At 64.5% G+C, this 21836-nt stretch carries 12 protein-coding genes; 2 read left to right on the plus strand and 10 right to left on the minus strand.

Features of this window, described 5'->3' with window-relative positions; translation table 11 throughout:
- Position 1 precedes the first annotated feature (1 nt).
- From treY to XH98_RS35670, 6 genes are read right to left on the minus strand one after another with little or no spacing between them, the layout of a single operon-like run.
- Positions 2 to 2785, minus strand: coding sequence for a malto-oligosyltrehalose synthase (treY, locus tag XH98_RS35645; RefSeq protein ID WP_271621325.1), 2784 nt, complete (start codon positions 2783 to 2785; stop codon positions 2 to 4).
- A 1-nt stretch (position 2786) separates the two neighbouring features.
- Positions 2787 to 4541 (minus strand): malto-oligosyltrehalose trehalohydrolase, encoded by a 1755-nt coding sequence (treZ, locus tag XH98_RS35650; protein ID WP_271621326.1) that lies wholly within the window; start codon positions 4539 to 4541, stop codon positions 2787 to 2789.
- Entirely contained in the window at positions 4538 to 6616 is a 2079-nt protein-coding gene (gene glgX / locus XH98_RS35655) for a glycogen debranching protein GlgX (protein WP_271602403.1), read from the minus strand. The genes treZ and glgX overlap by 4 nt, the downstream gene beginning before the upstream one ends.
- A gap of 3 nt (positions 6617 to 6619) precedes the next feature.
- Positions 6620 to 8767, minus strand: coding sequence for a 1,4-alpha-glucan branching protein GlgB (gene glgB, locus XH98_RS35660; protein ID WP_271602404.1), 2148 nt, complete (start codon positions 8765 to 8767; stop codon positions 6620 to 6622).
- Positions 8760 to 12053 carry a maltose alpha-D-glucosyltransferase gene (gene treS / locus XH98_RS35665; protein WP_271621327.1) on the minus strand — a complete coding sequence of 1098 codons (3294 nt, stop codon included), beginning with the start codon at positions 12051 to 12053 and terminating at the stop codon, positions 8760 to 8762. The genes glgB and treS overlap by 8 nt, the downstream gene beginning before the upstream one ends.
- Before the next feature lie 10 nt (positions 12054 to 12063).
- Entirely contained in the window at positions 12064 to 14010 is a 1947-nt protein-coding gene (locus tag XH98_RS35670) for a maltotransferase domain-containing protein (RefSeq protein WP_271621328.1), read from the minus strand.
- Between the two features lie 204 nt (positions 14011 to 14214).
- Between XH98_RS35670 and malQ the strand changes: the two genes are divergently transcribed.
- Positions 14215 to 16176: a 4-alpha-glucanotransferase gene (gene malQ, locus XH98_RS35675; protein ID WP_271621329.1), complete on the plus strand. Its 1962-nt coding sequence runs from the start codon at positions 14215 to 14217 to the stop codon at positions 16174 to 16176.
- Between the two features lie 27 nt (positions 16177 to 16203).
- Positions 16204 to 18009 (plus strand): glycoside hydrolase family 15 protein, encoded by a 1806-nt coding sequence (locus XH98_RS35680; protein WP_271621330.1) that lies wholly within the window; start codon positions 16204 to 16206, stop codon positions 18007 to 18009.
- Positions 18010 to 18237: 228 nt separating this feature from the next.
- On the opposite strand, the gene XH98_RS35685 is transcribed toward XH98_RS35680, so the two are convergent.
- From XH98_RS35685 to zwf, 4 genes are read right to left on the minus strand one after another with little or no spacing between them, the layout of a single operon-like run.
- Complete coding sequence (locus XH98_RS35685; RefSeq protein ID WP_220005870.1) at positions 18238 to 19050, minus strand: HAD family hydrolase; 813 nt, start codon at positions 19048 to 19050, stop codon at positions 18238 to 18240.
- Entirely contained in the window at positions 19047 to 19589 is a 543-nt protein-coding gene (locus XH98_RS35690) for a gluconokinase (RefSeq protein ID WP_271602409.1), read from the minus strand. Before XH98_RS35690 ends, XH98_RS35685 begins: the two co-directional genes overlap by 4 nt.
- Positions 19576 to 20325, minus strand: a complete 750-nt coding sequence (pgl, locus tag XH98_RS35695; protein WP_271621331.1) for a 6-phosphogluconolactonase — start codon at positions 20323 to 20325, stop codon at positions 19576 to 19578. Before pgl ends, XH98_RS35690 begins: the two co-directional genes overlap by 14 nt.
- Positions 20325 to 21836 (minus strand): glucose-6-phosphate dehydrogenase, encoded by a 1512-nt coding sequence (zwf, locus tag XH98_RS35700; protein ID WP_271621332.1) that lies wholly within the window; start codon positions 21834 to 21836, stop codon positions 20325 to 20327. The genes pgl and zwf overlap by 1 nt, the downstream gene beginning before the upstream one ends.

Raw genomic sequence — 21836 nt, forward strand, 5'->3', positions numbered from 1 at the left:
GTCAGGCGCCCACGCGCTGTCGCCGGGGCCTGACGGCACCTGCCGCGCGCGCCTCGATGACCGCAGCGGGAAAATCACGGAATGCCTGCGCGAGCGGCAATTCGTTGCCCGCAAGGCCCGGCGCGGTGTAGCCGCTGATGTCGACGGTTGCGTCAAAACCTTCGAGCGCCGGCCACTCGCGGCCCGCTTGCGTGAAGGGTGCGAACTGGCGCGCCACCACGACGATCGCTGCAGCGCGGCCGTGGTGGCGGACAAAAGAGATCACATGATCGGCGTGCGCGCCGCGCACATCCAGCGGCTGGTAACCGCCTTGCGCAAAAACGTCGGCGAGCTCAGTCCGGAGCCTGAGAAGGTGCCGCGTCCAGGCCAGCTTGAGCCGTCCGTCCGGCCAGGTCCTGATCAGCCCGCCCCAATCCGGTGTTTCCAGCGAAGCCAGCGCCGCTTGCCGTGCAGAAAAATCCACCGGGCGGCGATTATCCGGATCGACCAGCGACAGGTCCCAATATTCAGTCCCCTGGTAGAAATCAGGCACCCCCGGCAGTGTCGCCTTCAGCGTGAGCTGGCTCAGCGAATTCAGTGCGCCGAGCAGCGCGACACGGCGAGCCAGAGTGGCAAGCGCATCCAGGAATTCGCCTGATAGGCCGGGGTCGAGAATCTTCTCGATGAAGCTGTTGATGCCGTTTTCATACGCTTCATGCGGATTGAGCCAGCTCGTCTCCTCCTTGCCCTCGCGCGCCGCCTTGAGCGCATAGGCCTGGATGCGCTCGACGAAACTGGCATCCGGCCCTTGAAGGGGCCAGGCGCCGAGCAGGGTCTGGTAGAGCATGTATTCGAACGTTGCCGACGGCGCGCGCAGATTGCCTGACAGCGCGAGGTGCGGCGCGTTCAGCACCTTCCAGCGCGAAACCGCGCTGGTCCATTCGCCTGATATCTCGCTCAGCGCCGTGATCCGCGCTCGCGCATCCTCGCCGCGCTTGGTGTCGTGGGTTGCGGTCGCCGTCATCCCCTGCGGCCATTCCCTGGCGCGGGCGCGCATCGCCTCGTGGAAGGCCCGTATGGTGAGACCCTTGCTGGCGGGATCGCCGCCGACTTCATTCAGCGCCAGCAGCCGGTGGAACTGGTAGAACGCGGTGTCCTCCAGTGATTTCGCCATCATCGGTCCCGTGAACTGCTGCACCTTCAGTGCAAAGCGGCGCACGCGCGGCGCGCTGTGCGGCGGACGGCCGGGCTTGAGCAGGTCCATGGTCAGCGCATCGCGCAGGAAGTCGAAAATGCCTTCATCCGCGGCGAACCACTCTGTACGGGCGCGCGCGATGGTGTCGTCGATCAGCTTGCGGTCGAGCGCGGTCGGGCCGCTATGCGTCAAGTAAGTGCGATAGACCGGGAAGTGCAGCACGTAGAGCTCGAGCGCCTGCCGCAGGCTGTCGGCGGAGAAATCGCGGGTCGAATAGTGCCCGTTGGCGATGCGTGCGAGCAGGCGGGTCAGCACGGTGAACTCGCTGGTCAGCAGCGTTTCCAGCACGCGTCGCTTGGCGTCCTTGACATAGGGCGCGAGCCGCGGCGGCCGGTTGCTGATCTGGCGCCAGGTCTCGTCCAGCGCCTCCAGCCCTTTGGCATCGACCAGCACCTGGGTGATCGCGTTCATCCACTCATAGCCCGTGGTGCCCTGGACGCCGGCGAAGTGCGGCAGCTTCTCGTGCTCGCACAGGATCTTTTCAATCACCGTGTAGAATGGTTTGGCATTGCCTTGCGCGTCGCGCACCAGCCGGCGCAGCCGCTGGCAATATTGCGCAGGGTCGCGCAGGCCGTCGATGTGATCGAGGCGGATGCCTTGCAGTTTTCCGTCGGCGACGAGCTGCTTCACCAGCCGGTGCGTGGCGGCGAACGTGCTCGCGTCCTCGACGCGCAGGCCGGCGAGCCCGTTGACGTCGAAGAAACGGCGATAGTTGATGTCGCTGGAGGCAAGCCGCCAATGGCCGAGCTTGTAGTTCTGCCGCTCCAGCAGGTGATGCAGCGCCAGCGTCTGCGCCGGGCGGTCTTTGGCTGCGCGATAGGCGAGGAGGCCGTGCATGACGATGTCGGCGCCGCCTGCGATCTCCTTCAGCTCTGCCTTGAAGGCGGGGGCCTCCTTGCGGTTCGGCCTGCGCAGGCCGGTATAGCGCGCGGCGAGCGAGAGCAGGCGTTTGCCGGCAACGGTATCGGCAGCATCCGCCTCCTTCACGATCATCCGCAATATCTCGCCATAGCGCTCCGGCGCGATCGGCAGGCGGTGCTCGAAATACCAGGCAGAAAAGCTGCCCTCATCGGGATCGTAACGCAGCTCAATCTCGCCGCGCTCCAGCGCCTCGCCATAGGACGCGCCGAGGATCGGCAGCAGCACGCCGCCGCGGGCACGATAGGGGAGCTGGTCCCAGTCGATGTCGAAGGAAACGGCGTGCGGCGAGGCCTGGCCCCATTCCAGCACGTCGAGCCACCAGGGATTGTCGGCGAAATGCACGCCGACATGATTGGGCACGAAGTCGACGATCAGGCCGAGGTCGTTCTGTGCGAGCGCCTCGCTCAGCCGGGCAAAGCCGGCCTCGCCGCCGAGTTCGGGATTGAACTGGCTGTGATCGACAGTGTCATAGCCATGGGTCGAGCCCTTGCGCGCTTTCATCACAGGCGAGGCGTAGAGATGGGTGATCCCCAGTGCCTTCAGATAAGGCACGACCGCGGCGGCCTTGTCGAAGTCGAAATCCGCAGTGAGCTGGAGCCGGTAGGTCGCAAGAGGGATCGCGGAAGGCATTTCAACCTCCGAGATGCCAGACCACCGACCAGGGCGGGAGTCGGTCGCCGGCAGCGCCGCCCCAGATCGGCGTGCCCGCGTTGTCGTTGGAATGCGCGATGTCGTTGTCGGAAAGATTGGCGGTGAGCTGCAGCGTCGTGCCGTCGCCCATGCGCCAATGCGCGGTGAGCAGGCCGTTGTCTTTCGCCTCGGCATCGCCGAAGCGCGCGTCTTTCAGCCGCGGCATGATCTCCCTGCGGCGAAGCTCGAGCAAGTCGCGCACCAGCGCCAGCCGAGCGTCCTGTTCGGGCGTGCGGCCGGTCCAGTCCAGCACGGCCGATTGCGGCGTGGCAGGATCAAGCGGGTCCGGCACCTCGTCGCCATATTTCGCGTAGGCCCAGGCATATTCCTGCTTGCGCCCTTTGCGCACGGCATCGGCGAGGCCACCCTGGAAATCGCAAAAGAATGGGAAGGGCATCTTCGAGCCCCATTCCTCGCCCTGGAACAGCATCGGTACCATCGGCGCGAGCAGCGTCACCGCGAGCGCGGCCTCGATCTGCTCGGGCGAGGCCAGGCTCTCCAGCCGTTCGCCGAGCGGGCGGTTGCCGATCTGGTCGTGGTTTTGCAGGAAGGTGACGAAGGTCGCCGGCGGCAGCTCGCCGCTCGGCTCGCCGCGCGGCTTCTTGCCCCAGAACTCCGAGATCTCGCCCTGGTAGACGAAGCCGGAGGCGAGCGCACGCGCGAGGTCCATGCGCGGGGTCTGGTAGTCGGCATAATAGCCGTTGAGCTCGCCGGTCAGCATCACGTGCCAGACGTGGTGATAGTCGTCGTTCCACTGCGCGCGATATTTGCCGCTCGGCGGCTCCTGCGCGGCATCGAGCAGGCTGGCGCGGTTGTCGCCATTCTCCAGCACCAGATGAATGTGCCTTCCGGTGGCCTTGGCGAGCTCGCCGACGGCGACGCTGAGGTCGTGCAGCATCGACTGCTCGCCCGGGATCGCCATGATGTGGTTGGCGGCATCCAGTCTGAGACCGTCGAACCGGTAGTCAGTCAGCCAGGACAGCGCATTCTCGACCGCGAAGGCGCGCACCTGCGGCATGCGATAATCGATCGTGCTGCCCCAGGGCGTGTGCGCGTCGGTGAAGAAAGATGGCGCGTAGCGGCCGAGGTAGTTTCCTTCCGGGCCGAAGTGATTGTAGACGACGTCGAGGAAGACCATCAGCCCGCGCAGGTGCGCCTCGTCGATCAGCGTCTTCAAGTCCTCCGGACGGCCATAGGCGCTGTCGGGCGCGTACCACAGCACGCCGTCATAGCCCCAGCCGCGACGGCCGGCGAAATCGGCCAGCGGCATCAGCTCCAGCGCGGTGATACCGGATGCGACCAGATGATCGAGCTTGTCGATCATGGCACGGTAGGTGCCATCGCGCGTGAAGGTGCCGACATGGGTCTCGATCAGCACCGTCTCTTCCCAGGGGCGGCCGCGCCAATCCTTGGCGCGCCATGCGAAGGCGTCGTGATCGATCACCTCGCTCGGGCCGAACACATCCTCGGGCTGAAACGCGGAGGCGGGATCCGGCACGTCGATCTCGTCGTCGATCCTGAACTTGTATTGGCTGCCAGGAGCGAGGCCGGCGATCTCGGCGACATACCAGCCATCCTGCCGGCGCTGCATCGCATGTCGCCTTTCGAGCAGGAGATCGACGCGGCGCGCGGCGGGCGCCCACAGCCGGAACGACACGCCGTCCTTGGTCGGCTTCGCTCCGAAGGATGGCCTCATAGCGCCCCCGCGAAGGCGAGCACGGAGCGTGGCGGCGCCTTGCTGTCGCTTCCGGACAGGAAATCAACGCTGTTCAGCTTGGCATCCGTCGTGTTCAGGATCTGCTGCCAACTCTTGTATTCGGGCATTTTGGGCAATTTGAATGCAATCTCTTCCGGGGCGGCGTTCAGAACGATAAAGAGCGCCGCGTTGCCCGGTTCCATCGGTCCCATCACATAAGAGAGGAACCGGCCGTCCGGGAATGTCCAGTCGCTCTCGGTCATCTCGTTGCCTTCGGGCGTCAGCCACAGTGCGCCGTAGGAGATGCCGTCCTTGGGCCGGCCGTCGAGCCAGCGATGGCTGCGGAGCTGCGAGAATTTTCGGCGGATGTCTGCGAGATCAGCGACAAAATCGATCATGTCATCGCCGTCCTTGCCGAGATTGTCCCAAGAGACCCAGCCGACCTCGTTGTCCTGGCAATAGGCGTTGTTGTTGCCGAATTGCGTGTTACCGACCTCATCGCCGGCAAGGATCAGCGGAACGCCCTGCGCCAGCATCAGACAGGCCAGCACGTTCTTGCGAAGCTGCCGGCGCAGGCCAAGGATCTTGGGATCATCGGTCGGGCCCTCGACACCGCAATTGTTGCTGTGGTTGTCGTTTGAGCCGTCGCGATTGTCCTCGCCATTGGCCTCGTTGTGCTTTTCGTTGTAGCTGAAGAGATCCGCCAGCGTGAAACCGTCATGAACGGTGATGTGGTTGATGCTTGCGCGCGGCCGGCGTCCGTCGTGATTGAACAGGTCGGACGAGGCCGTCATGCGGCTGGAGATGTCGCCGATCAGGCTGCCTTCGCCGCTCCAGTAGCGGCGCATGGCGCTGCGATAGCGGTCATTCCATTCCGACCATTGCGAGGGGAAGGCGCCGACCTGGTAGCCGCCGAGGCCGAGATCCCAGGGTTCGGCGACGAGCTTGACGGTGGCGAGCACCGGATCCTGCCTGACAGCGGTGAGGAACGAGCTGCCGCGGTCAAAACCGTTCGGGCCGCGCGCCAGCGTGGTGGCGAGGTCGAAGCGGAAGCCGTCGACATGGCAGACCTCGACCCAGTAGCGCAAGCTATCCATCACCATCTGCAGCACGCGCGGATGGGTCAGGTTCACCGAGGAGCCGCAGCCGGTGAAGTCGTCATAATAGCGCGGGTTCTCGCGGTTCAGCCAGTAATAGGAGGCATTGTCGATGCCGCGGTAGCACAGCGTCGGGCCGAGGTGATTGCCTTCGGCGGTGTGATTGTAGACGACATCGAGCATCACCTCGATGCCCGCATCGTGCAGGCGCGCCACCGTGGTGCGGAAGGAATCCAGCGCATTGTCCTGGGCGTAGCGCTGCTCCGGCGCGAAGAAGGACAGCGTGTTGTAACCCCAGTAGTTGGTGAGCTTCTTCTCCACCAGCACGCGGTCGTCGACGAAGCTGTGAACCGGCAACAGCTCGATCGTGGTGACGCCGAGCCTCTTCAGATGTTCGATCATTGCCGGCGACGACAATCCGCCATAGGTGCCCCGCAGATTCGGCGGCACGTCGTCGCGCTTCTGGGTCAGGCCCTTGACGTGGGCCTCGTAGATGATGGTGTCTTCCCAGGCGATGTTCGGCCTGATCTCGCGGCGGCCCCAGTTGAAAGTCTCGTCGACCACGACCGCCTTGGGCATGCCGCGTGCATTGTCGCGCCGGTCGAACGACAGATCCTCGCGCGCCGAGCCGGTGCGATAGGCGAAGTGCGCGTCACTCCAGACCAGCCGCCCGGCGAGCCGCTTGGCGTAGGGGTCGAGCAGAAGCTTGTTGGCGTTGAAGCGGTGGCCGTGCTCGGGCTCGTAGGGGCCATGCACGCGATAGCCGTAGAGCTGGCCCGGCGAGACGTCGTTGAGATAGCCGTGCCAGACGTCTTCGTTACGCTCAGGCAGCTCGATGCGCTCGAGCTCGCGCCGACCCTGGCTGTCGAACAGGCACAGCTCGACCTTCTCGGCGTGGGCTGAGAACAGTGCGAAATTGGTGCCGCGTCCGTCCCAGCTTGCACCGAGGCGCGCGGGCGATCCAGCAGTCAGGCGCATCGGTCAGCTTTCCGGAACGAGGAAGATCGCGGCGAGCGGCGGAATGGTGAGGCGGAGCTCGGGCGCCTTGCCGGCAACGGTTTGCACCTCGCCGATGTTTCCGACATTGGTGCCGCCATAATGGGCGGAATCCGAGTTGAAAACCTCTTTCCACTTGCCCGCAAAGGGCACGGGGACGCGGTAGTTGCGATAGACATTGGGGGAAAAGTTGACGACCACGAGACACCGCGCGTGCTCGTCAAAGCCCTTGCGCAGCCAGGCGAACACGTTGCGGTTGGCATCGTCAGTGACCAGCCATTCGAAGCCGGCCTGGTCGCAGTCCATCTGGTGCAGCGCCGGCACTGCGCGATAGAGGCGGTTGAGGTCGCGAACCAGCGCCTGGATGCCCTGATGATATTTGTATTCGAGCAGGTGCCAGTCGAGCGACTGGTCGTGATTCCATTCGCGGCTCTGCGCGATCTCGCCGCCCATGAACAGCAGCTTCTTGCCGGGATGGCCGAACATGAAGCTGTAGTAAGCGCGCAAATTGGCAAAGCGCTGCCATTCGTCGCCGGGCATGCGGCCGAAGATCGAGCGCTTGCCGTGCACGACCTCGTCATGAGACAGCGGCAGGATGAAGTTCTCAGAGAAGGCGTAGTGCAGGCCGAACAGGATCTCGCCGTGGTGATATTTGCGGTGGATCGGATCCTTGCTGATGTAGTTCAGCGTATCGTGCATCCAGCCCATGTTCCACTTGTAGCCGAAGCCGAGCCCGCCGAATTCGACCGGGCGCGAGACCTGCGGCCATGCGGTGGATTCCTCCGCTGCCGTGGTCGCCTGCGGAAAGCGCGCGAACAGCTCGGTATTGAAGCGGCGCAGGAAGTTGATCGCCTCGATGTTCTCGCGGCCGCCATACTGGTTGGGAATCCAGGCGCCCGGCGGGCGGCTGTAGTCGAGATAGAGCATGGATGCCACCGCATCGACGCGCAGGCCGTCGATGGCGTAGCGCTCGAGCCAGAACAGCGCGTTCGACACCAGGAAGTTCGTCACTTCGGTGCGGCCGTAATTGTAGATCAGCGTGCCCCAGTCGAGATGACGGCCCTGGAGCGGATTGGCGTGCTCGTAGAGCGCCGTGCCGTCGAAGCTGCCGAGCCCGTGCGGATCATCGGGGAAATGGCCGGGCACCCAATCGAGCAGCACGCCGATGCCTTCGCGATGGCAGGCATCGATCAGCGCCGCAAAATCCTCCGGCGATCCGAAACGGCTGGTCGGCGCATAGAGGCCGGTCGGCTGATAGCCCCAGGAGCCGTCGAACGGGTGCTCGCTCACGGGCAGGAATTCGAGGTGGGTGAAGCCCATGTCGCGGGCGTAGGCGGGCAGTTGCTCGGCGAGTTCGCGATAGGTCAGCCATTCATTGCCGTTCTTGCGCCGCCACGAGCCGAGATGAACCTCGTAGATCGACATCGGCGCCGACAGTGCGTTGATGCCGTCGGGCGCCGGCCGCGGCCGCGGCAGATGCGCCTCGTCGAACACGATCGAGGCGGTCTTCGGCCGCACCTCGCTGGCGAACGCCAGCGGGTCGGATTTCAGCGGCAGCAGATGGCCGTGCGGCCCGATGATCTCGAACTTGTAGTGATCGCCGCTCTTGGCGTGCGGAATGAACAATTCCCAATAGCCGGCGCCGCGCACCCGCATGGGATGACGCCGCCCATCCCAGAAATTGAAATCGCCGACCACGGACACGCGCCGCGCATTCGGGGCCAGCACCACGAAGCCGACGCCGTCGATGCCCTCCAGCCGCATCGGATGGGCGCCGAGCTTGTCGTAGAGGCGCTGATGCGTGCCTTCGCCGAGCAGATAGAGATCGAAATCGGTCAGAATGGGCGGAAAACGATAGGCGTCCTCGAACTCGACGACGTTGTCGCCGAATTTGGCGCGAAGCTGGTAGTGCTTGGAGCCGTTGGGCAGGGCGCCGATGAACAGGCCGGAATCGTGGACACGGTCGAGCGGCGCGACTTCGCCATGCTCGCCGATTGCCTCGACATTGGAGGCCTCGGGCAGGAAGGCGCGCACCACGCTCCTGCCACCCTCGGGATGCATCCCGAGATAGTGGAAGGGATCGGAGTGGCGACCCTCGATGATGGCGTAGGCTTCGGCTGGCAGTTTAGGCATGGGCTTCGCTCCCGGCACTGGACAGAATGCGAAGCAGGCCGGTCAGCGGCGCATGGAGCCCGTCGGGCCGGTGGGACAGCTCGTACTCTACCTCGTCGAACGCTAGATCAAGCAGGAAAAACCTTAACATGCTTTCCGCGCCGTGCGCGTCTTCCGGCCAGAGCCGCCGGTGGGTCATGGCCTCATGATAGGCGGACAGGAAGGTTGCGGTGGCGCGCTCGCGCCATTCGTCGAGCGCGGCCGTGATCCGGCCTTGTTCATCACCGCCGCCCGAGCCCGCGCGGCCAAGCGCTGCGTTAACCGAAAGATCAATCGAGCGCACCAGGCCCGCGACATCGCGCGCGGCAGGCAGCTTGCGCCGCTTGTCGGCCAGTGCGAGGTGCGGATCGCCGTCGAAATCAATGATGAAGATGTCGTCCTTCACGATCAGGGTTTGCCCGAGGCGGAAGTCGCCGTGATGACGGATGTTCAACCCGCCGATCTCGGATGGCAAGAGTGTGTTGATGTGGCGCGGCAAGCTCGCGCGCACCGCGACAAGCTGGTCGATCAGGGGCCGGTCGCTTTCGCGCAGGCCGTCCCGGGCATCGGTCAGCAGGTCGAAGACCCGCTCGGCTCGGCTCATGAGGTCGGTCGTCCAGCGCTTGACGTCGGCCTTGCCGATCGGTTCAGGGGCAAGGTCGGTGGATTTTGCAGCGGCGAGCGCCATGTGCAGCTCGGCAAGCCGGCGGCCAATCTGCGCCACGAAGTGCAGATAGATCGACTGCTCCTGGGTCGTCCGGTACTCCTCGTCCGGCGGCAGCACCCGCTGCTCGTCGACATAGCGGTCGAGATAGCCCGCCGTGACCGCCCAACCGTCACCCTGGTTCTCGACATAGGCATGCAGCACGCCGAGCGCGCTGCGGCTGTCGCCCTCGGCCAGCTCGACGCTGCCGAGCAGCGCCGGTGTATTGGCAAAGCGTGCGACCTCGGTGAGATAATTGCCGATTTCGATCTCAGGATTGGGGCCGCTTTCAAGCCGGCGATAGATCTTGGCCACATATTGATTGTCGACCAGCGCGGTGCTGTTGGATTGCTCGATCGCGCGGATGCGCCCGGGCTCCTTGACGGTGTAGTCGGCGAAACGGCTCGTCGCCTTGAACTCGAGCCGCAGATTGTTTTCGTCCACCACCAGGTTCTGAGACAAGCCGCGCAGGAAAAGCCCGATGAAGATCTGGTCGGTGGCGACGTCGAGCAGGGTGCCTTCGCGCGCGCCCTGGCGCACGGCGGCGAGCGCCCTCGGGTTGAAGCGCTCGCGGTCGAAGCGCACCCACTCGATCTGCATCGGCAGCACGTAGCGCGTCGTGACATCATTCCCTGCGGTTTCGAAGAACGCGATCCAGGGCCTGTTGTCGCCGATGTCGCTGAACGGCACCGCTGACGTCAGCGTCGCCTTGATGTGCTTGGGATTATGCTCGGGATACCACCGCGTCCTTGCCAGAAATCCCGGCAGCACGTCGCGCTCGAACACGCCGCGCTCGCGGGCGAGCGACACCCAGTTCGAATTGACCGGAACCACCAGCGTCTCGAACTCCGGCACCGCGCGCGGCACCACCGGCTCGGACTTGTCGCGCTCCTGGAGCTGGAACCAGTAGAAGCCGTAGGGCCCGAGCGTGATCATGTAGGGCAATTCGCCGATCGGCGGAAAGCGCGTGCGGCCCAGCATCTCCTGCGGGATGCGGTCCTTCCACGGCGACAGATCGAGCTCGGTCGCCTGCGCCGCGCGCGACAGATTGGCGACGCAGAGAATGACCTCGTCGCGATATTGCCGGACATAGGCCAGCACGGCGCGGTTGGCCGGGCGGATGAAGGTCATGGTGCCGCGGCCGAAGGCGAGCGTCGACTTGCGCACCGAGATCAGCCGCTTGGTGGCGCTGAGCAGCGACGACAGGCTGCGCGACTGCGCCTCCACGTTCACCGACTCATAGCCATAGACCGGATCCATGATCAGCGGCGCGTAGAGACGGGCGGGGTCGCAGCGCGAGAAGCCGCCGTTGCGGTCCGGGCTCCATTGCATCGGCGTGCGCACGCCGTTGCGGTCGCCGAGATAGATGTTGTCGCCCATGCCGATCTCGTCGCCGTAATAGATGATCGGCGTGCCGGGGAAGGACAGCAGCAGCGAGTTCATCAGCTCGATCTTGCGCCGGTCATTGTCCATCAACGGCGCAAGGCGCCTGCGGATGCCGACATTGATGCGGGCGCGGGGATCGTTGGCGTAGGTGGTCCAGAGATAGTCGCGCTCGACGTCGGTGACCATCTCCAGCGTCAGCTCGTCATGATTGCGCAGAAACAGCGCCCATTGGCAGCTCGCGGGGATATCAGGCGTCTGGCGCAGGATATCGGTGATCGGGAAGCGGTCCTCCTGCGCGATCGCCATATAGATGCGCGGCATCAGCGGGAAGTGGTAGGCCATGTGGCATTCGTCGCCGCGGCCGAAATATTCCTGCACGTCCTCCGGCCATTGGTTGGCCTCGGCCAGCAGCAGCTTTCCCTTGGAATAGGCGTCCAGCTCCTGGCGCAGGCGCTTGATGATCGCATGCGTCTCCGGGAGGTTTTCGTTCGAGGTGCCCTCGCGCTCGCACAGATAGGGAATCGCGTCCAGCCGGAAGCCATCGACACCGGCGTCGAGCCAGCGCTTCATCACCTGGATGATGGCGCTGACGACGCGCGGATTGTCGAAATTGAGGTCGGGCTGGTGCGAGAAGAAGCGATGCCAGTAGAACGCGCCGGCCTCGGGATCCCAGGTCCAGTTCGACTTCTCGGTATCGGTGAAGATGATCCGCGTGCCCTGGTATTTCTGATCGGTGTCGCTCCAGACATACCAGTTGCGGGCGCTCGAGCTGGCCGGGCTGCGGCGGGCGCGCTTGAACCATTTGTGCTGGTCCGAGGTGTGGTTGACGACGAGCTCGGTGATGACGCGCAGGCCGCGTTTCTGCGCTTCCTGGATGAAGCGCTTGAAGTCCTTCATCGTCCCGAAATCGGGATTGACCGCGCCGTAATCGGCGATGTCGTAGCCGTCGTCGCGGCCGGGCGAGGGATAGAACGGCAGCAACCACAGTGCAGTGACGCCGAGGTCCTGCAGATAAGGCAGCTTCTCGGTCAGCCCTGCGAAATCGCCGATGCCGTCATTGTTGCTGTCGGCGAAGGCCTTGACGTGGAGCTGGTAGATGATCGCGTCCTTGTACCAGAGCTCATCTACGATCCCGGCAGCCTCGGCCTTCTTGGTGTCGACGGAAGACAGAACATTCATGGCGTGATCCTTACGCCAGGCAGCGGAAGAGCAGGGCCGGATCGCGGTCGGGATCGATACGCAATTTGATCCCGCCCCATTCGATGCGGGACTGTTCGCCTGTCATGAGATTTTCAAGAGCGGTGACGGGGCGGCGTTCGCCGCCGACGTCGATGGTGAGGTCGCCGAGCGGCAACCAGGTCTCGCGCACATGGCGCGAGAGGGCGATGGCCGCGACGATCGTGTTGGCGGGTTCGGCGGCCGCCTTGACGAAGGCGATGGTCTCGCCGTCCTCGATGCCGAGGAAGCGCAGATTGGTGGTCTGCTGCAGCGCCGGATTGTCGTTGCGGATGCGGTTGAGCGCGGCAATCCAGGGCTTGATATTGCCGGATTTGTCCCAGTCGCGCTGGCGGATCTGGTACTTCTCGGAATCCTGATATTCTTCGTGGCCGGGCACGGCCTCGTGCTCGAGCAGCTCGAACCCGCTATAGAGGCCGTAATTGCCCGACAGCGTTGCTGCCAAAGCGACACGGGCCTTGAACATCCAGGCCTCGCCGCTCTGGAGGTGATAGGGCAGCAGGTCCGGCGTGTTGACGAACAGGTTTGCCCGGTAGAAATCCCGCTCGGGATAGCGCAAGAGCTCACCGAGATATTGCTCCAGCCCCCACTTCGCCGTGCGCCAGGGGAAATAGCTGAAGGACTGCGCGAAGCCGAGCTTGGCGAGACCCTTCATCAGCTTCGGCCGCGCGAACGTCTTGGCGAACAGGATCACCTCGGGATGCCGCTGCCTGATCTCGTGGACCAGCCACTCCCAGAACGGCAGCGGCGCGGTGTCGTGATTGTCGATGGCGAAGATGGTCACGCCATGGTCGATCCAGAACAGCATGGCGTCGCGAAACGCATTCCACAGCCCGACCCGGTCGACCGAGGCGAAATCGGGGATGACGATGTCGGAATAGCGGCCGTCCGCCGTCCGCACCGAGCGGTCCGGCCGCCATTTGAACCATTCCGGATGCTGCGTCAGCCAGGGATGATCCGGCGAGCATTGCACGGCGAAATCGAGCGCGATCTCGAGACCGTATTCGAGGCAGGTCGCGACCAGCGCGCGGAAATCCTCGATGGTGCCGAGCTCGGGATGCAGCGCATCGTGCCCGCCCTCGGCCGAGCCGATCGCATAGGGCGAACCGGGCTCGCCCTCGGTTGCGACGGGCGCATTGTTGCGGCCCTTGCGGCTGGTGCGCCCGATCGGGTGGATCGGCGTGAAGTACAGGACGTCAAAGCCCATCGCGGCGATGTCGGGTACGCGGGCGATGCAGTCGCGGAGGGTGCCGTGCCGGCCGGCCACCGTGCTCTGGCTGCGCGGCATCATCTGATACCAGGCGCTGAAGCGCGCCTTGTCGCGGTCGACAATAAGCGGGAAGTTTGGCGAGCGGGTCAGGTCGGGCCGCGCCTGGCTTTCGGCCATGGCCTCGCCGAGATCAGTTGCGAGCAGCGAAGCGACGTCGCCGTTCTGGAGATAATCCTCGCATTGCCTGAAAATCACGGCCGCGGCGTCCTGCCGCGCGCCATGCGCCTTGGTCAAAAGGCCGGCGCCCTCGATCGCATCGAGCGTCACGTCGCCGCCCGAGAGCTGCTTGCGTTCGAGCCCGTGACGCCAGGTGGCGAATTCGTCGGTCCAGGCTTCGATGGCATAGACATATTGGCCTGCTTCGGTTGGCGTGAATGCGCCGCACCAGCGGTCGTCGCCATGATGGGTCATCGGCTCGCGCCGCCATTCCCGGTCCTGTTCGCCACGCCAGATCAGCGCGGCTCTGATGGTCGCCTCGCCGTCGCGATAGATGTCGGCCCAGACGTCGACCCGATCACCCGCGATCCGCTTCACGGCAAAACGGCCGCCATCGATCAACGGATAGATATCTTCGATGAGGAAAGCGCTGCCGGCGGCGGCACTCTCGACAGTTTGAATTGTCTTGTTCACGGTGATGCCATTGACAAGAAAGCAGGAGCCCGTTTCCCTTGTCGGGAACCTACGCTTGGTACCACTATAGAAAGCCGCTTGTGTGTCATTGGTTCCCTTGGGAACGGCGGGCCCAGTTTGCGAGTTACCCCTGACTAACCTCTTCCGCGACCTCGTTAAAATCCATGCCCCCGGCCAAACAATGGCCTGCAAGCTGCGTGCCGAATGGATCTTTTAGCTCAAGCCCGGATCAAGGGCGTTCAGTCCGAATTCGTCGATGCCCTCGGCAAGCTGCGGGTCACTGCGCCCGAGGCGCTCAAGTCCATCCTCGATGCCCTGCCGGAAAAGCGGGTCTATCGCTTCGTCAGCGGTCCGGTCGTGGTGCGCGCGCTCGGCAATCCGCGCACCGAGCTCGCTTCCGTCGGCGCCGCGCCGCTGCAATGGAAGATCACGGGCAACGGCAACATGATCGGGCAGGGCGAGACGCACGAGCCTGTCATCGCCTGGCCCGCCGGCCTGCCACTGGGCTATCACCGGCTGACGCTGACCGATGCTGCGGGCGCGACCGAAGAGGTGCCGATGATCGTGGCGCCCGAACGGGCCTTCGGCGGTGAGTTTGACCGCGGCTGGCTGCTGGCCGTGCAGCTCTACAGCGTCCGCTCGGATCGCAATTGGGGCATCGGCGATTTCACCGACCTCGCCGGCCTTGTCAGGCTCGCCAAGCAACTCGGCGCCGACGGCGTCGGGCTCAATCCGCTCCATGTCCTGTTCGACGATCATCCGGCCGATTGCAGCCCCTATTCGCCGAACAGCCGGCTGTTTCTCAATCCGCTTTATATCGACGTGGAGGCCATCCCCGAATATTCGGCCGACCTCATCCCGGACGCTGCCAGGACCGCGGCGCGGCTGCGCGAAGGCGATCGTGTCCCGTATGCCGACATGGCGGCGCTGAAATGGCTGGGCCTGCGCGCCGCCTTTGCCAGCTTCTTGAAGACCGCGACCGGTGTCCGGCGCAACCAGTTCGATGCCTTCCGCGCCGAGCGGGCGCCGCTGTTGTCGCGCTTTGCCTGCTTCGAGGTACTTCGGCATCGTTTCAATGTGCCGTGGTGGGAATGGCCGGTGGAATGGCAGCAGCCGGACGATGCCAAATGCGCTGAATTGCGCAACGGACCCGACAAGCACAAGACCGAGTTCGTCGAATTCGTGCAATGGACGGCGGACAGCCAGTTGCGCGCTGCGAAGGAGCTCTCCGCAGAGCTCGGCATGCGCGTCGGGCTCTATCTCGACGTTGCCGTGGGCGTGCAGTCCAACGGCTTCGATGCCTGGAACGAGCAGACGTCCATCTCCCGCCATCTCGCGGTCGGCGCCCCGCCTGATGTCCTCAATACCGTCGGCCAGGATTGGGGCCTTGCCGGCTTCAACGCGGGCGGCCTGGAGGCGCAATCCTTCGTGCCGTTCGCGAACATGCTGGCCGCCTCGATGCGGCATGCCGGTGCCATCAGGCTCGATCACGTGCTCGGCTTGAAGCGGCTGTACCTGGTGCCGCGCGGCTTCAAGCCTGACAACGGCGCCTATGTGCAGATGCCGCTCGAGGCGCTGCTGGCGGCGGTCGTGTGCGAGAGCGTGACCCATAAATGCATCGTGATCGGCGAGGACCTCGGCACCGTGCCCGAAGGCTTCCGCGAGACCATGCAGGATTTCGGCATCTGGTCCTATCTCGTCATGATGTTCGAGCGCGACGACGCCGGCCATTTCCGCAATGTCGACCATTACCGGCCGAACGCGCTGGTCACGCTGAATACCCATGATCTCTGCACCTATGCGGGCTGGCGCTCCTTCAGCGATCTCAAGATGAAGCGCTCGCTCGGGCTCGATCCCGGCGAGAACGAGCAGGCGCGCTGGGACGCGCTCGGCGCGCTCGACGAGATCCTGCGCCAGAACGGGATCAAGGCCAACGATCTCTACTCTGTGCTCGGCTTCCTGTCGCGCACGCCGTCGCGGCTGCTCGCCGTGTCGCTGGAGGACCTGCTCGGCGTGATCGACCAACCCAACATTCCCGGCACCATCGACGAGCACCCGAACTGGCGGCAGCGGCTTCCGGTCGCGCTCGATCAGATCGTTGCCAAGATCGATCTCGCGGCCCTGAAGGCCGCGACGCGGGAACGTTCGCTCATCGGTGGGCGTTGATATCGAGGGTTTTAGGCTCGCAAAACATTGTCGCAGAGGATCGAGGACTATGCGCTGATCGGCGACTGCGAGACCGCGGCGCTGGTCGGGCGCAACGGCTCGATCGACTGGCTGTGCTGGCCGGCCTTCGATTCCGACGCCTGCTTTGCCGCCATCCTCGGCACGCGCAAGAACGGTCGCTGGCTGATCGCTCCGAGCGAGGACGTTACAAGCATCTCGCGCCGCTATCTCGGCAACACTCTCATCCTTGAAACGCGCTTTGAAACGAAGAGCGGCACCGCCGCGCTGATCGATTTCATGCCGCCGCGCGGCAAGGCCTCCGACATCGTGCGGCTGGTGCGCGGCGTCAAGGGCACGGTGAAGATGCGGATGGAGCTCATCATCCGCTTCGGCTTCGGCGTCGATATTCCCTGGGTGCGCCGCTGCGAAGATCGGTCCCTGCTGGCGGTCGCCGGCCAGGACATGACCGTGTTGCGCACGCCGGTCGAAATCCGCGGCGAGGATCTCACCACGGTGTCCGATTTCGACGTCAAGGCCGGCGAGACCGTGCCGTTCGTGCTGACCTACGGCCCCTCGCATCTCGATCCGCCAGAGGCAATCGACCCAGAGACCGCGCTCCAGGAGACCGAAAAGTTCTGGAAGGAGTGGTCAAGCCGCTCCACCCATGATGGCGAGTATCGCAATCTCGTCATGCGCTCGCTGATCACGCTGAAGGCGCTGACATTTGGCCCGACGGGGGGCATCGTCGCGGCGCCGACCACCTCGCTGCCGGAAAAGCTCGGCGGTGGCAGGAACTGGGACTACCGCTTCTGCTGGCTGCGCGATGCCACCTTCACGCTGCTGGCGCTGATGAACTCGGGCTACACCGAGGAAGCCTCGGCCTGGCACAATTGGCTGCTGCGTGCGGCCGCCGGCTCGCCGGCCAACATGCAGATCATGTACGGCATCTGGGGCCAGCGGCGGCTCCTGGAATGGGAGGCGGCCTGGCTCGACGGTTATGAAGGCGCCAAGCCGGTACGTGTCGGCAATGCCGCGCATGCCCAGCTCCAGCTCGACGTTTACGGCGAATTGATCGATGCCTTCCATCAGTCGCGCATGGCCAAGCTGAAGCTCGACGATGAGGCGACCTGGGCGCTCGAATGCGCCGTGCTGAATCATCTCGCTGAAGTCTGGGATCATCCCGACCACGGCATCTGGGAGCGGCGCGGTCAGCCGAAGCACTACGTCTTCTCCAAGGTGATGACCTGGGTCGCCTTCGACCGGGCCATCAAGAGCGCCGAGACTTTTGGCTTCAAGGCGCCGCTGCTGCATTGGCGCACCTTGCGCGAGGCCATCCACCGCGACGTCTGCCACAGGGGCTTGGATACCGAAGAGAACGCTTTCGTCGAGTCCTACGGCTCAAAACGGCTCGATGCCAGCCTGCTGCTGCTGCCGGGTGTCGGCTTCCTGCCGGCCGATGACCCGCGCATCCGCGGCACCGTCGCGGCCATCGAGAAGCACATGATGCGCGACGGCTTCGTGCTGCGGCACGATCCGCGCGAGGTCTCCGAGGAGACACAGCCGATCGAGGGCGCTTTCCTGGCCTGCACCTTGTGGCTGGCTGACGCCCACGTGCTCGCGGGCGACCTCGATCGGGCGCAGGCGCTGTTCGATCGCATCGCAGGTCTTGCGAACGACGTCGGGCTCCTCGCCGAAGAATATGATTCCCTCGCACGCCGCCATACCGGCAACTTCCCGCAGGCGCTGACACATATCGCGCTGATCAACACCGCGCACAATCTCTCGGCGGCAAGGCACGCCGGCGACAAGCCGGCGATGCAGCGGTCGAAATAGCTCGAAAGATCAACTTCGATTGCGCGCAAGGATGCCATGTCAGACCCATCATCCTGAGGTGCGAGCCATGCGACGCGAAGCGGTGCTTGGCGAGCCTCGAAGGATGAGCGGCCGGGGATGCAGCCAGGCCGTCGTCCTTCGAGGCTCGTCCTGCGTTGCAGGACAAGCACCTCAGGATGACGGTGAGAGATTTGAGCGGGCCGCTTCAACCTGCCCTCGCGGGATGCCCTAGCCCACCCCATTCCGCTTCAAGATCATCTCCATCGCCTCGGCAAAACCATCCTGCTCGTTGCTCGCGGTGACGTTGGTGGCCTGGTCCTTGACGTTGTCGGTGGCGTTGCCCATGGCGATCGAGGTGCCGCTGACGCGGAACATGGCGAGGTCGTTCTGCATGTCGCCGATGGTGGCGACCGCATCCAGGGAAACGCCGAGGCGCTTGGCCATGGCCTGCACGAAGGTGCCCTTGTCGAAGCCGGGCGGGGTGATGTCGAGATAATAGGTCTGCGAGCGCACCGCGGTCGCCTCGCTCCCGAGCGCCTGTTGCATCGCCTTCTCGCAAGCCTCGAGGCCCGCTGCATCGGCGCTGGCGCCGACGATCTTGCAGGCACTGGCGAGATACGGCGCAAAGTCCGTGACGATGGTGGGATCGGAGCGGATCGTGTGCTGCTCATGCGCGACGTATTTACCGCTGGGGTTGTCGATCAGCCATTGGTCGGTCGTGAACAGCCAGATGTCGGCGCCGAACTCCCGCAGGATCTGAAGCGACCTTTCGGCGGCGCTTTTCGGGATCAGATGCTGCTCGACCGGCCTCATCTCGGGGTCGATGATCGAGGAGCCGTTGAACGGGCCGACCGGCAGCCACAGCGCCAGCGGCTCGATCAGGAAGCGCATGCCGATCGCGGGGCGGCTCGAAGTGATGGTGAAGCCGATGCCGGCCTGGTGCAGCCGCTGCACCGCGCTCCTCGCGCGGTCCGTCAGCGTCTTGTCCTTGGTCAAAAGCGTGCCGTCGACATCGGAGACGACCAGTGAAATCTTCGTCATGGCTCAGCCCTGCTTTTCCCGCCGTCGATTTTCAGCTGCCGCACGATGCCGTCGACGATCGCCTCGACGGATTCGTCGATCGAGGCCGTGATGACGTGCTCGCTCGCGTCCGGCGGCTCCAGCGTGGTGAACTGGCTGGTGAGCAGCCCGGGCGGCATGAAATGGCCTTTGCGGTGCGCCAGCCGGTCGGCGATCAGCTCCTGCGTGCCTTTCAGGAACACGAAGCGCACGTCGTCACGTCCGCGCAGCAGCACCTCGCGATAGCTGTGCTTGAGCGCCGAGCAGGCGATGATGACATGCTCGCCCTTGCCGCAGGCGCGCGCGATCTCGTCGGCGATGGCGTTGAGCCAGGGCCAGCGGTCCTCATCCGTGAGGGGATGGCCGGCCCGCATCTTCTCGACATTGCTCTTGGGGTGGAAGCTGTCGCCGTCCTCGAAGCGCCAGCCGAGGCGCTCGCCGAGTGCAGCCGCAATCGTGCTCTTGCCCGATCCCGACACGCCCATCACAATCAACGCACAAGGTGCTTTAACGCGGCCCACGAATCCCCTCCGGAAGCGCGGCCCGATCGACCATCCAGACGGTCTCACCATGCGAGCGCGCGCGTAACGCCGGCAGATTCTCGCCATTGAGAAGGCGCGTCAAGATCGGCTGCTTGTCATGCCCTGCAATCTCGAACAGCATCTCGCGGCACGAGGCCAGCGCGGGAAGCGTCAGCGAGACCCGCGGCACGAACGGCGCGACATTGGCCTTGGGCACGCCGACCACCCAGCGCGCGGTTTCCTCGATCTCGGGATAGCCGGGAAACAGCGAGGCGGTATGCCCATCGGGTCCTGCGCCCATCAGGACGAGATCGAACAGCGGTCGAGCCGGATCGAGGCGTTCAGATCCGTAGAAGGCCTGCAATTCGTGTGCGTAGGCCGCAGCGCTCTCGTCGGGATTTTCAACCAGGGTCGGGATCGGATGGATATGGCCCGACGGCGCGTCGCGATCGAGAAAAATGGCGCGCGCGACGGCCATGTTGTTGAGCGGATCGCTCTCGGGGACAAAGCGCTCATCGCCGATGAACCAGTGCACGCGGTCCCACGGAATCCTGCTGCGATAGCCGTCGCTGCCGAGCAGCTGATACAGCTTCTTCGGGCTCGATCCGCCGGTCAGGCAGATCGCGATACGGCCGGGATTGGCTGCTATCCGCGCCATCACCCGCTCGGCGGCGGCTTGTGCGAGGGCTTCGGCGTCCGCGACGACGATCAACTTCGGCTCTGCGACCGCCGCCATCACGAAAATTTCCGCCAGCTGCGGCCGTCGCGGCGCAGCAGTTCATCAGCGCAGGCGGGGCCGTCGCTGCCGGCTTCATAGGTCTCGATGCCGTTGCTGCCCTCGGTTTTCCAGGCGTCGAGGAACGGCTGCACCGCCGCCCAGCCGGCCTCGATGCCGTCGGCGCGCTGGAACAGGATGTTGTCGCCGATCATGCAGTCGTAGATCAGCGTCTCGTAGCCGGTGGAGGGGTCGGCGCGGAAATAGTCGCCATATCTGAACTTCATCTCGACACCGTCGATGGTGATGCTCGGCCCCGGAATCTTGGCATTGAATTGAAGCTCGATGGTTTCGGTCGGCGCAATGCCGATGGTGAGGAAGTTCTGCGAGAGCCGGTCGACCGTCGTGCCTGAAAACATCGACAGCGGCGCCTGCTTGAACTTGATCGCCACCTCGGTGCGCTTGTGGCCCAGTGCCTTGCCGGTGCGCAAGTAGAACGGAACGCCGGCCCAGCGCCAATTGTCGATCATCAGCTTCAGGGCGACAAAGGTCTCGATGGTGCTGTCGGGCTTGACGCCCTCGGTCTTGCGATAATCCGGGATGTCCTCGTCGCCGATGCGGCCGGCGAGATATTGCGCGCGCACCGAATTTCTCAGTGCCTCTTCCCGGCTTGGCTGCTGGATCGACGTGAGGACGTCGGCCTTCTCGGAGCGCACGGAATGCGCGTCGAAGCGCGCCGGCGGCTCCATCGCCACCAGCGACATCAGCTGGAACAGATGGTTCGGCACCATGTCGCGCAGCGCGCCGGTGGCATCATAGAAGCCGCCGCGATGACCGACGCCGAGCTTCTCCTCCACCGTGATCTGGATGTGATCGATGTGGTTGCGATTCCAGATCGGCTCGAACATGCCGTTGGCAAAGCGCAGCACCAGGATGTTCTGCACCGTCTCCTTGCCGAGATAATGATCGATCCGGTAGATCTGGTGCTCGTCCATGATCTTCAGGAGCTCGGCGTTCAACGCCTTGGCCGAGGCGAGGTCGGTGCCAAAAGGCTTCTCGATCACGAGGCGGCGCCAGGCGCCATTCTCCTTCATCATGCCGGTGCGGCCGAGCTCGCGCGCCGTCGGCGCGAAGGCGGCCGGCGGGGTCGCGAGATAGAACAGGCGGTTGCCGCCGGTATCCTGCGCGCATTCCAGCGTATCCAGATGCTCGCGCAAGCGGTCGAAGGAGGGCGGGTCCTTCGGATCAGCCTCGACGAAGGTCACGCATTCCAAGAGCCTCGTCGCGATGTCGTCGTCCACGGGCCGCGTTGCGAATTGCTTGAGGCCCTTCATCAGGCCGTCGCGCAACTCGTCGTCCGACTGGCCCCTGCGGGCCACGCCGACGACGCAGAACTTTTCCGGCAGCAGGTGCTCGGCCGCGAGGTTGTAGAGCGACGGCATCACCAGGCGATGGGTGAGGTCGCCGGTGACACCGAAAATGACGAAGGCGCAGTTTTCCGGCTTGCGCTTTGGTTGCGGGTCTTTGGTCAC

This window comes from Bradyrhizobium sp. CCBAU 51745, assembly GCF_028128715.1.
In the GTDB taxonomy this organism is placed as follows: Bacteria; Pseudomonadota; Alphaproteobacteria; order Rhizobiales; family Xanthobacteraceae; genus Bradyrhizobium; species Bradyrhizobium manausense.

What these genes read in the sequence shown, in the direction of transcription:
- pgl (WP_271621331.1), bottom strand. Translation starts at nt 20,325, where the DNA reads ATGGCGGCGGTCGCAGAGCCGAAGTTGATCGTCGTCGCGGACGCCGAA.
- treY (WP_271621325.1), bottom strand. Translation starts at nt 2,785, where the DNA reads ATGCCTTCCGCGATCCCTCTTGCGACCTACCGGCTCCAGCTCACTGCG.
- XH98_RS35685 (WP_220005870.1), bottom strand. Translation starts at nt 19,050, where the DNA reads ATGACGAAGATTTCACTGGTCGTCTCCGATGTCGACGGCACGCTTTTG.
- malQ (WP_271621329.1), top strand. Translation starts at nt 14,215, where the DNA reads ATGGATCTTTTAGCTCAAGCCCGGATCAAGGGCGTTCAGTCCGAATTC.
- treZ (WP_271621326.1), bottom strand. Translation starts at nt 4,541, where the DNA reads ATGAGGCCATCCTTCGGAGCGAAGCCGACCAAGGACGGCGTGTCGTTC.
- glgB (WP_271602404.1), bottom strand. Translation starts at nt 8,767, where the DNA reads ATGCCTAAACTGCCAGCCGAAGCCTACGCCATCATCGAGGGTCGCCAC.
- glgX (WP_271602403.1), bottom strand. Translation starts at nt 6,616, where the DNA reads ATGCGCCTGACTGCTGGATCGCCCGCGCGCCTCGGTGCAAGCTGGGAC.
- treS (WP_271621327.1), bottom strand. Translation starts at nt 12,053, where the DNA reads ATGAATGTTCTGTCTTCCGTCGACACCAAGAAGGCCGAGGCTGCCGGG.